This is a genomic window from Streptomyces sp. 12E, from assembly GCF_055633275.1.
In genome coordinates, this window is sequence record NZ_JBVNCJ010000001.1 from 5,419,153 (window position 1) to 5,430,000 (window position 10,848).

The 10,848-nt window shown below is 69.7% G+C and carries 11 protein-coding genes (1 of these 11 only partly in view); 8 read left to right on the forward strand and 3 right to left on the reverse strand.

Features of this window, described 5'->3' with window-relative positions; genetic code table 11:
* Positions 1 to 39: 39 nt before the first annotated feature.
* The gene (locus ACZ8ZB_RS25050) at positions 40 to 333 is read right to left on the reverse strand and encodes a DUF397 domain-containing protein (protein WP_470739882.1); all 294 of its coding nucleotides are present in this window, start codon (positions 331 to 333) and stop codon (positions 40 to 42) included.
* Between the two features lie 267 nt (positions 334 to 600).
* Between ACZ8ZB_RS25050 and rpsO the strand changes: the two genes are divergently transcribed.
* The 5 genes from rpsO to ACZ8ZB_RS25075 all read left to right on the forward strand — a co-directional run bounded on the left by rpsO (position 601) and on the right by ACZ8ZB_RS25075 (position 6,087).
* Positions 601 to 888, forward strand: coding sequence for a 30S ribosomal protein S15 (gene rpsO, locus ACZ8ZB_RS25055; RefSeq protein ID WP_004924725.1), 288 nt, complete (start codon positions 601 to 603; stop codon positions 886 to 888).
* Between the two features lie 362 nt (positions 889 to 1,250).
* The gene (locus tag ACZ8ZB_RS25060; RefSeq protein WP_470741576.1) at positions 1,251 to 3,473 is read left to right on the forward strand and encodes a polyribonucleotide nucleotidyltransferase; all 2,223 of its coding nucleotides are present in this window, start codon (positions 1,251 to 1,253) and stop codon (positions 3,471 to 3,473) included.
* Positions 3,470 to 4,849, forward strand: a complete 1,380-nt coding sequence (locus ACZ8ZB_RS25065; protein WP_470739883.1) for a M16 family metallopeptidase — start codon at positions 3,470 to 3,472, stop codon at positions 4,847 to 4,849. The genes ACZ8ZB_RS25060 and ACZ8ZB_RS25065 overlap by 4 nt, the downstream gene beginning before the upstream one ends.
* A gap of 26 nt (positions 4,850 to 4,875) precedes the next feature.
* Positions 4,876 to 5,628, forward strand: a complete 753-nt coding sequence (dapB, locus tag ACZ8ZB_RS25070; RefSeq protein WP_470739884.1) for a 4-hydroxy-tetrahydrodipicolinate reductase — start codon at positions 4,876 to 4,878, stop codon at positions 5,626 to 5,628.
* 15 nt (positions 5,629 to 5,643) lie between these two features.
* Positions 5,644 to 6,087: a hypothetical protein gene (locus ACZ8ZB_RS25075; protein WP_470739885.1), complete on the forward strand. Its 444-nt coding sequence runs from the start codon at positions 5,644 to 5,646 to the stop codon at positions 6,085 to 6,087.
* A gap of 24 nt (positions 6,088 to 6,111) precedes the next feature.
* Here the strand turns inward: ACZ8ZB_RS25075 and ACZ8ZB_RS25080 are convergent, their stop codons facing one another.
* Entirely contained in the window at positions 6,112 to 6,669 is a 558-nt protein-coding gene (locus ACZ8ZB_RS25080) for a hypothetical protein (RefSeq protein WP_470739886.1), read from the reverse strand.
* 114 nt (positions 6,670 to 6,783) lie between these two features.
* The gene (locus tag ACZ8ZB_RS25085) at positions 6,784 to 7,023 is read right to left on the reverse strand and encodes a hypothetical protein (RefSeq protein WP_470739887.1); all 240 of its coding nucleotides are present in this window, start codon (positions 7,021 to 7,023) and stop codon (positions 6,784 to 6,786) included.
* 210 nt (positions 7,024 to 7,233) lie between these two features.
* On the opposite strand from ACZ8ZB_RS25085, the gene thyX reads away from it, so the two are divergent.
* From thyX to ACZ8ZB_RS25100, 3 genes are all read left to right on the forward strand, one after another.
* The gene (thyX, locus tag ACZ8ZB_RS25090; protein WP_470739888.1) at positions 7,234 to 7,974 is read left to right on the forward strand and encodes an FAD-dependent thymidylate synthase; all 741 of its coding nucleotides are present in this window, start codon (positions 7,234 to 7,236) and stop codon (positions 7,972 to 7,974) included.
* A 210-nt stretch (positions 7,975 to 8,184) separates the two neighbouring features.
* A complete protein-coding gene (gene dapA / locus ACZ8ZB_RS25095) occupies positions 8,185 to 9,087 on the forward strand; it encodes a 4-hydroxy-tetrahydrodipicolinate synthase (RefSeq protein WP_470739889.1) in 903 nt (300 codons plus the stop codon).
* Positions 9,088 to 9,240: 153 nt separating this feature from the next.
* On the forward strand, positions 9,241 to 10,848 hold the 5' portion of the coding sequence (locus ACZ8ZB_RS25100) for a ribonuclease J (RefSeq protein WP_470739890.1). It continues 78 nt past the right edge of the window; only the first 1,608 of its 1,686 coding nucleotides appear in the window; its start codon is at positions 9,241 to 9,243; the stop codon falls past the right edge of the window.

A 10,848-nucleotide genomic window follows, 5' to 3' on the forward strand; every position in this document is an offset into this window, starting at 1 on the left:
CGCGTACGGGCGGCACACGGAGCGCCGCCCGCCGCTGTCTCATCCGGCGTCGCGTCCGCCGTCCCGCGGAGCGGGCTCCAGGTCGAACTCCCCGTCCCGCGCGCCCAGCACGAAGGCCCGCCACTCCGCCTCCGTGTACCGCAGCACCGTGTCCGGATCGAGGGAGGACCGCATGGCCACGGCGCCGCCGGGCAGGTACGCGATCTCGACCCGCTCCTCGTGCTCCTCGGTGCCCGGCGCGCCGTGCCACTCGACGCCGGAGATGTCGAGGGCGTAGAGCTCGTCCTTCTCCCGCTCCTTGCGTGCCTTGATCTCCTCAGCCGTCTCCGTCATGCCGCAGCGATCCCTTCCCGACGTACGAACGGTCCGAGCGCTCACCCTAGTGGCCTGCGACGTCCGGCCCGGCCGGTTCGGCGGACCGGGAGGAAGGCGCCCGCTACGGACTGGTACGCTGAGTGACGGCCGTTTGTGTACGCACCTTCGGAGCGGGTTCGCTCTGGAGATCGCGCCCAGCGGATCCCCGCCTTCCGAGCCATGGAAGACCCCCGAGACGAAGACCGGGGGCGCTCGGTGGCCACTCGTAGACCATGAGGAGTACGCGTGTCGCTCGACGCCGCAGTGAAGAAGCAGATCATCTCCGAGTTCGGTACCAAGGAGGGTGACACCGGCTCCCCCGAGGTCCAGGTCGCCCTGCTGTCCCGTCGGATCTCCGACCTGACGGAGCACCTCAAGACCCACAAGCACGACCACCACTCCCGTCGTGGCCTGCTGATCCTGGTCGGCCAGCGCCGCCGGCTGCTGCAGTACCTCGCCAAGAAGGACATCCAGCGCTTCCGTGCGCTGGTCGACCGCCTCGGCATCCGCCGCGGTGCGGCGGGCGCCAAGTAAGACGCCGTGAAGGGAGCGGTTCCCTCGAGAAAGGGGGCCGCTCCCTTTGCTGTACGTGCGGAGTGTCACCGCGCCTTTGTAGTGTGGTAGCACAACGCAAGAGACACGACTCGGTGTGATGTCCCGCTCCGCATGGGTATGCGGTCCCCAGGGCACCGCCGACCGACGTCATCGGACGTCACGACGCACGAGGAGAAGCGCACCCCGCCGCCGCCGGTCCTCGGTAGTGGCCCCCGGGAGAGTGAACCCCGGGAGCTTCGATCGAAGACCGGCCCGCACCAGTGGAGCGCTTCTCCGTCCCCGTCCCCCCGCCACACGGGCGAGGCGGGACGAAAGACGACAAAGTAACGGAGAAAATGCTAGTGGAGAACGAGACCCACTACGCCGAGGCCGTCATCGACAACGGCTCCTTCGGCACCCGCACCATCCGCTTCGAGACGGGCCGCCTGGCCCGCCAGGCGGCCGGTTCCGCCGTGGCCTACCTGGACGACGACACCATGGTGCTGTCGGCCACCACAGCCTCCAAGAACCCCAAGGACCAGCTCGACTTCTTCCCGCTCACGGTGGACGTCGAGGAGCGGATGTACGCGGCGGGCCGGATCCCCGGTTCCTTCTTCCGCCGTGAGGGCCGGCCCTCCGAGGACGCCATCCTCACCTGCCGCCTCATCGACCGCCCGCTGCGCCCCTCCTTCAAGAAGGGCCTGCGCAACGAGATCCAGGTCGTCGCCACGATCATGGCGCTCAACCCCGACCACCTGTACGACGTCGTGGCGATCAACGCCGCCTCCGCGTCCACGCAGCTGGCCGGCCTGCCCTTCTCCGGCCCGATCGGCGGCGTCCGCGTCGCGCTGATCAACGGCCAGTGGGTCGCGTTCCCGACGCACACCGAGCTCGAGGACGCCGTCTTCGACATGGTCGTCGCGGGCCGCGTCCTGGAGGACGGCGACGTCGCGATCATGATGGTCGAGGCCGAGGCCACCGAGAAGACCATCAAGCTGGTCGAGGGCGGCGCCGAGGCGCCGACCGAGGAGGTTGTCGCCGCCGGCCTGGAGGCCGCGAAGCCCTTCATCAAGGTGCTCTGCAGGGCCCAGGCCGACCTCGCCGCCAAGGCCGCCAAGCCCACCGGCGAGTTCCCGATCTTCCTGGACTACCAGGACGACGTCCTCGAGGCGCTCACCGGCGCCGTCAAGCCCGAGCTGGCCCAGGCGCTCACCATCGCCGGCAAGCAGGAGCGCGAGGCCGAGCTGGACCGCGTCAAGGCGCTCGCCGCCGAGAAGCTCCTGCCGGAGTTCGAGGGCCGCGAGAAGGAGATCTCCGCCGCGTACCGTTCGCTGACCAAGTCCCTGGTCCGTGAGCGCGTCATCAAGGAGAAGAAGCGTATCGACGGCCGCGGTGTCACCGACATCCGCACCCTGGCCGCCGAGGTCGAGGCCATCCCGCGGGTGCACGGCTCGGCGCTGTTCGAGCGCGGCGAGACCCAGATCCTGGGCGTCACCACCCTCAACATGCTCCGCATGGAGCAGCAGCTGGACACCCTCTCCCCGGTGACCCGCAAGCGCTACATGCACAACTACAACTTCCCGCCGTACTCCACCGGCGAGACCGGCCGCGTCGGTTCCCCCAAGCGCCGCGAGATCGGCCACGGCGCCCTCGCCGAGCGCGCGCTCGTGCCGGTGCTGCCGACGCGCGAGGAGTTCCCCTACGCGATCCGTCAGGTGTCCGAGGCCCTCGGCTCCAACGGTTCGACGTCCATGGGCTCGGTCTGCGCCTCCACCATGTCGCTGCTGAACGCCGGTGTGCCGCTGAAGGCCCCCGTCGCCGGCATCGCCATGGGCCTGATCTCCCAGGAGATCGAGGGCGAGACGCACTACGTCACCCTCACCGACATCCTCGGTGCGGAGGACGCCTTCGGCGACATGGACTTCAAGGTCGCCGGCACCAAGGAGTTCGTGACCGCCCTCCAGCTCGACACCAAGCTGGACGGCATTCCCGCCTCCGTCCTGGCCGCCGCCCTCAAGCAGGCCCGTGACGCCCGCCTCCACATCCTCGACGTGATGATGGAAGCGATCGACACGCCGGACGAGATGTCCCCCAACGCGCCGCGGATCATCACGGTGAAGATCCCGGTCGACAAGATCGGCGAGGTCATCGGTCCCAAGGGCAAGATGATCAACCAGATCCAGGAGGACACCGGCGCCGAGATCACCATCGAGGACGACGGCACCATCTACATCGGCGCCGCCGACGGCCCCTCCGCCGAGGCCGCCCGTACGACCATCAACGGCATCGCCAACCCGACGATGCCCGAGGTCGGCGAGCGCTACCTGGGCACGGTCGTGAAGACGACGACGTTCGGCGCCTTCGTCTCCCTGCTGCCCGGCAAGGACGGCCTGCTGCACATCTCGCAGATCCGCAAGCTGGCCGGCGGCAAGCGCGTGGAGAACGTCGAGGACGTCCTCGGCGTGGGCCAGAAGGTCCAGGTCGAGATCGCCGAGATCGACTCCCGCGGCAAGCTCTCCCTGATCCCCGTGATCGAGGGCGAAGAGGGCGCCTCCGACGACGAGAAGGACGACGCCGACAAGTGACGTCCCGTAGCGCCAAGGCGACGGCCCGCACCTCCTCGGAGGCGCGGGCCGTCGCCCGTACCCAAACCCTGATCAAGGGCGAGAACGGCATCGGCACGGTCCGCAGGACCACCCTCCCCGGCGGCCTGCGCGTCGTCACCGAGACGCTGCCCTCGGTCCGCTCGGCGACCTTCGGCATCTGGGCCCACGTCGGCTCCCGCGACGAGACCCCGGCCCTGAACGGCGCCACCCACTACCTGGAGCACCTGCTCTTCAAGGGCACCTCCCGCCGGTCCGCCCTGGACATCTCCTCCGCCCTCGACGCCGTCGGCGGCGAGATGAACGCGTTCACGGCCAAGGAGTACACGTGCTACTACGCGCGCGTGCTCGACACCGACCTGCCGCTCGCCATCGACGTGGTGTGCGACATGCTGACCGGCTCGCTGATCCAGGAGGAGGACGTCGACGTCGAACGCGGCGCCATCCTCGAAGAGATCGCGATGACCGAGGACGACCCGGGCGACTGCGTGCACGACCTGTTCGCGCACACCATGTTCGGCGACACCCCCCTCGGCCGCCCCGTCCTCGGCACGGTCGACACGGTCAACGCCCTCACCGCCGACCGCATCCGCCGCTTCTACAAGAAGCACTACGACCCGACCCACCTCGTGGTCGCCTGCGCCGGCAACATCGACCACAACAAGGTCGTACGCCAGGTCCGCGCCGCCTTCGAGGGGGCCGGCGCCCTCAAGAACGCCGACGCCGAACCGATCGCCCCGCGCGGCGGCAGCCGCGCGCTGCGCACCGCCGGCCGGGTCGAGCTCATCGGCCGCAAGACGGAACAGGCGCACATCGTCCTCGGCATGCCGGGCCTGTCCCGCACCGACGAGCGGCGCTGGGCCCTGGGCGTGCTGAACACCGCCCTCGGCGGCGGCATGTCGTCCCGCCTCTTCCAGGAGGTCCGGGAGAAGCGCGGACTGGCCTACAGCGTGTACTCGTACACGTCCGGCTTCGCCGACTGCGGCCTGTTCGGCGTGTACGCGGGCTGCAGGCCCTCCCAGGTGCACGACGTGCTGAAGATCTGCCGCGACGAGCTCGACCACGTCGCCGAGCACGGACTCCCCGACGACGAGATCGAGCGCGCCATCGGCCAGCTGAAGGGCTCCACCGTCCTCGGCCTGGAGGACACCGGCGCGCTGATGAACCGTATCGGCAAGAGCGAACTGTGCTGGGGCGAGCAGATGTCGGTCGACGACATGCTGGCCCGGATAGCCTCGGTGACCCCGGACGACGTCCGCTCGGTCGCCCGCGAGGTCCTGGGACGGCGGCCCTCCCTGTCGGTCATCGGCCCGCTCAAGGACAAGCAGGCGTCCCGCCTGCACGACACCGTCGCCTGATCCCTCCCGGTAAGGAAGCAAAGAACATGAGCAAGCTGCGCGTGGCGGTCATCGGAGCCAGGGGCCGGATCGGTTCCGAGGCGGTACGGGCCGTCGAGGCCGCCGAGGACATGGAGCTGGTGGCCGCCCTCGGCCGGGACGACAAGCTGGAGACCCTCGCCGAGAACGGCGCCCAGGTCGCCGTGGAGCTGACCACCCCCGCCTCGGTCATGGGCAACCTCGACTTCTGCGTGCGCCACGGCATCCACGCCGTGGTCGGCACCACCGGCTGGACCGACGACCGCCTCGCGCAGCTGAGGGGCTGGCTCGACCAGTCCCCGGAGACGGGCGTCCTCATCGCGCCGAACTTCTCCATCGGCGCCGTCCTCACCATGAAGTTCGCGCAGATCGCCGCCCCGTACTTCGAGTCCGTAGAGGTCGTCGAGCTGCACCACCCGAACAAGGTGGACGCACCCAGCGGCACCGCCACGCGCACCGCCCAGCTCATCGCCGAGGCCCGCCGCCAGGCCGGCAGCGCTCCCGCCCCGGACGCCACGGCCACCGCCCTCGACGGCGCCCGCGGCGCGAACGTCGACGGGGTCCCGGTGCACGCGGTCCGGCTGCGCGGGCTCCTCGCCCACCAGGAGGTCCTGCTCGGCGGCGAGGGTGAGACCCTCACCGTCCGCCACGACTCCCTGCACCACAGCAGCTTCATGCCGGGCATCCTGCTCGGCGCCCGCCGCGTGGTGACCGCTCCCGGCCTGACCTTCGGCCTGGAACACTTCCTCGACCTGAACTGAGCCCGGGCCGATCCCATGCGCGCGAAGATCTCCTACGCCATCACGGCCGCCGTCCTGGTCGTCTACTTCGTCCTGGTCGGCAGCCGCGGCGTGCTGCTCATCGAGGCCGGCACGCCCCTCACCGTCACCTTCGGCGTGGCGGTGCTGATCCTGCCGGTCATCGGCGTCTGGTTCCTGTGGAAGAACACCGAGTTCGTCCGCGACGCCAACCGGCTCGCGGCCCTGCTCGACGCCGAGGGCGGTCTGCCCGTCGACGAGCTGAAGCGCCTGCCCAGCGGTCGGGTCGACCGTGACTCGGCCGACGAGGTCTTCGCCCGCCGCAAGGCCGAGACGGAGGACGCCCCCGACGACTGGCGCAGTTGGTTCCGGCTCGCCGTCGCCTACCACGACGCCCGCGACACACCCCGCGCCCGCAAGGCGATGCAGCGGGCGATCGCCCTGTACAAGATCTCCCACTGAGCGGGCGCGGGAGCCGGGGACCGCTCAGTCGCGCCGGTACTCGGCGGCCCACGCCTCCACGGTGTCGGCCGCCCGGTCGAAGGCCAGCTGGTCCCGTCCCAGGAAGTCCGCGTTGCGCGAGGTCAGCAGCGGCACCGGCGAATCCGCCGAACGCCCCCGCCGGGCGAGGACCAGCGCCTGCCCCTGCACCGTCCGGGGCAGTCCCAGCCAGCGCACCGGCTGCTGCACCGTGCGCACGGAGACGACCTGATCCCAGGACGTCGTACGCGTGGCCACAAAGGCCACATGGCGCAGTCCCCGGGAGCTCACCCACACGCCCATGCGCAGCAGCCGCAGCGCGCAGGCCACCACGGCCAGTGCGACGGCGAAGACCGTCGCGGCGGACGCCGGCGTCGCCGTCGCCGCGATGATCACCGCGGCGAACAGCACGAACGACGCGAGCAGCAGCAGGAGCGCCGCCGCCCCCACCCGCCACGGCCCGGGACGGTACGGACGCCGCCAGCGGTCCCGGTCATCGTGCGGCAGGGCGACATCGTCCGCCGTGTCGAAAGCGCGGTCGGCCGTCAGGAAGGGCAGGGGCACGACGGGTCCTCACTCGATCCATGCGTCAGCAGTGCCCGGTGAGGCTATCGACCCGTGCCGCCGGTCACCACCCTCGGGGGCCCGGACGGAGCCGCTGCCACGGCCGGAGGCGGCTCAGCGCCCCTCGGTCGCCTGCGACTGCTGTGTCCCCGGACCCGAGGAATCGGCGGACAGCGCCGGCATTCCGACGACCAGGGAGCCCACCAGCCCGGCCACGAGGGTGAGCCCCAGCAGCCAGCGTCCGGCCATCTGACCGGCGGAGGCCCGTTCACGGGGTGGCGGGGTGACATTGCTGCGGAACCTGTCGGCCTCGGCGACAAAGGCGAACGGTACGGGTTCGCGTCGACCGGACATCAGGGGTACGCCTCCTTCGGGATCGAACGGATCACTGTCACCGACACAGACGAACGACGGCCCCGAGAGGTGCCCACTTTCGCCGAATTCGCAGAAGTTCGCCGCCGTTCACCGCTGTATGTCGCCTCCCGGTGCCGAAGACCCCGTCGTCGGTGCCGCGCCGTAGAGTGGGCGCCGTCCGAGAGACGTGATGGAAGGACCCCCCGCGCCGTGACCGACATCCCCGCCGACGACCTCAAGCCCGACTTCCGCAGCGATGTGACCGTCGAGCTGGTCAAGCACACCGCGTCCGACGCCGACGTGCTGTTCGCCGCCCGCGTCTCGACCATCGGCGAGCAGTCCCTGGCAGAGCTGGACAAGGACCCCGAGCGCTCCAAGGGCCTGATCAACTACCTGATGCGGGACCGGCACGGCAGCCCCTTCGAGCACAACTCGATGACCTTCTTCATCAGCGCCCCGATCTTCGTCTTCCGCGAGTTCATGCGGCACCGGGTGGGCTGGTCGTACAACGAGGAGTCGGGCCGCTACCGGGAGCTCCAGCCGGTCTTCTACGTTCCGGACGAGTCCCGCAAGCTGGTCCAGGAGGGCCGCCCCGGCAAGTACCGCTTCGTCGAGGGCACCCCGGCCCAGCAGGAGCTCGTCGGTCGCGCGATGGAGGACTCCTACCGGCAGGCGTACGAGGCGTACCAGGAGATGCTCGCCTCCGGCGTCGCCCGCGAGGTCGCCCGCGCGGTGCTCCCCGTCGGTCTGTACTCGTCGATGTACGCCACCTGCAACGCCCGCTCGCTGATGCACTTCCTCGGCCTGCGTACCCAGCACGAGCTGGCGAAGGTCCCGTCCTTCCCGCAGCGGGAGATCGAGATGGTCGGCGAGAAGATGGAGGCCGAATGGGCCCGTCTCATGCCGCTCACGTACGCCGCCTTCAATGCCAACGGACGCGTGGCCCCGTAGCACCGCAGTCCAGGCCCGCGAGCACAGATGTACGGTTCAGTCTCGTGAAGTGTCCGTATTGCGGCATTTAATGAAGTTCATCTAGCCTGATCAAACGGGCCCGGCACTGCCTGAACCCCCGAGCAGGCAGTGCCGGGTCCCTCCTTCGCCCCACCTCGTCGCCTCCCCCGAGGGAAGACCCCGACCTGAGCAACGAGTAGCGTGTAACCCATGGCTCCGACCTCCACTCCGCAGACCCCCTTCGGGCGGGTCCTCACCGCCATGGTCACGCCCTTCACGGCGGACGGCGCACTCGACCTCGACGGCGCACAGCGGCTCGCCGCCCACCTGGTGGACGCAGGCAACGACGGCCTGATCGTCAACGGCACCACCGGCGAGTCCCCCACCACCAGTGACGCGGAGAAATCGGATCTCGTACGGGCCGTCGTGGCGGCGGTCGGCGACCGCGCCCACGTCGTGGCCGGAGTCGGCACCAACGACACCCACCACAGCACCGAACTCGCCCGCGCCGCGGAGCGCGCCGGCGCGCACGGCCTCCTGGTGGTCACCCCGTACTACAACAAGCCCCCGCAGGAGGGCCTCCACCGGCACTTCACGGCCGTCGCCGACGCCGCCGAGCTGCCGGTCATGCTCTACGACATCCCCGGCCGCAGCGGCGTCCCGATCAGCACGGAGACGATCGTCCGCCTCGCCGAGCACCCGCGCATCGTCGCCAACAAGGACGCCAAGGGCGACCTCGGCCGCGCCGGCTGGGCCATCGCCCGCTCCGGCCTCGCCTGGTACTCCGGCGACGACATGCTGAACCTGCCCCTGCTCTCCATCGGAGCGGTCGGCTTCGTCTCGGTCGTCGGCCACCTCGTCACCCCCGAGCTGCGCGCCCTGGTCGAGGCGTACACCTCCGGTGACGTCCAGAAGGCCACCGAGATCCACCAGAAGCTGCTCCCCGTCTACACGGGCATGTTCCGCACCCAGGGCGTGATGACCACCAAGGCGGCGCTCACCCTCAAGGGCCTCCCCGCAGGCCCCCTGCGCGCCCCCATGGCCGAGTGCACGCCGGAAGAGATCGAGCAGCTCAAGATCGATCTTGCCGCCGGCGGGGTACAGCTCCAGTAATCAGACTTCGCGCGCCCGAGCGCGCAGACGCACTTCACAACTGAATAAGCGGGCCACCGGTGCCCGTATCCCACACGACAACTGCTTCTGCACGAACGTCACGCGCGCCACGTGCCCCACCGGTACGTGGCGCGCGTGTTTGAGGAGAGTCTTTTGAGTCATCCGCATCCTGAACTCGGCCCGCCCCCGCAGCTCCCCGCGGGCGGCCTGCGCGTCACTCCGCTCGGCGGTCTCGGCGAGATCGGCCGGAACATGACGGTCTTCGAGTACGGCGGCCGCCTGCTGATCGTCGACTGCGGAGTGCTCTTCCCCGAGGAGGAGCAGCCCGGAATCGACCTGATCCTGCCGGACTTCTCGTCCATCCGGGACCGCCTCGACGACATCGAGGGCATCGTCCTCACCCACGGCCACGAGGACCACATCGGCGGTGTCCCCTTCCTCCTGCGCGAGAAGCCGGACATTCCGCTGATCGGCTCCAAGCTCACCCTCGCCCTCATCGAGGCGAAGCTCCAGGAGCACCGCATCCGTCCGTACACCCTCCAGGTGGCGGAAGGACAGCGCGAGCGCATCGGTCCCTTCGACTGCGAGTTCATCGCCGTCAACCACTCCATCCCCGACGCGCTCGCCGTGGCCATCCGCACGCCCGCCGGCATGGCGGTCCACACCGGCGACTTCAAGATGGACCAGCTCCCGCTGGACAACCGCCTCACGGACCTGCACGCGTTCGCCAGGCTCAGCGAGGAGGGCATCGACCTTCTGCTCGCCGACTCCACGAACGCCGAGGTTCCGGGCTTCGTCCCGCCCGAGCGCGACATCTCGGGTGTCCTGCGCCAGGTCTTCGCCGGCGCCCGCAAGCGGATCATCGTGGCGAGCTTCGCCAGCCACGTCCACCGCATCCAGCAGATCCTGGACGCGGCGCACGAGTACGGCCGCCGGGTCGCCTTCGTCGGCCGCTCCATGGTCCGCAACATGGGCATCGCCCGCGACCTCGGTTACCTCAAAGTTCCGCCGGGCCTGGTCGTGGACGTCAAGGCACTGGACGATCTGCCGGACAACGAGGTCGTCCTGGTCTGCACGGGCTCCCAGGGCGAACCGATGGCCGCCCTGTCCCGCATGGCCAACCGCGATCACCAGATCCGCATCGTCGACGGCGACACGGTGATCCTGGCGTCGTCGCTCATTCCCGGCAACGAGAACGCGGTCTACCGCGTGATCAACGGCCTGACCCGCTGGGGCGCCAACGTCGTCCACAAGGGCAATGCCAAGGTCCACGTCTCGGGCCACGCCTCGGCCGGCGAGCTGCTGTACTTCTACAACATCTGCCGCCCGAAGAACCTGATGCCGGTCCACGGCGAATGGCGTCACCTGCGCGCCAACGCCGAACTGGGCGCCTTGACGGGCGTCCCGCACGACCGCATCGTCATCGCCGAGGACGGCGTCGCCGTCGACCTCGTCGAGGGCAAGGCCAAGATCTCCGGCAAGGTCCAGGCGGGCTACGTCTACGTCGACGGCCTCTCCGTCGGTGACGTCGGCGAGCCGGCCCTCAAGGACCGCAAGATCCTCGGTGACGAGGGCATCATCTCGGTCTTCGTCGTCATGGACTCGTCCACCGGCAAGATCACGGGTGGTCCGCATGTTCAGGCCCGCGGTTCCGGCATCGAGGACTCCGCCTTCGGCGAGGTGATCCCGAAGATCACGGACACCCTGGAGCGCTCGGCTCAGGACGGGGTCGTCGAACCCCACCAGATGCAGCAGCTCATC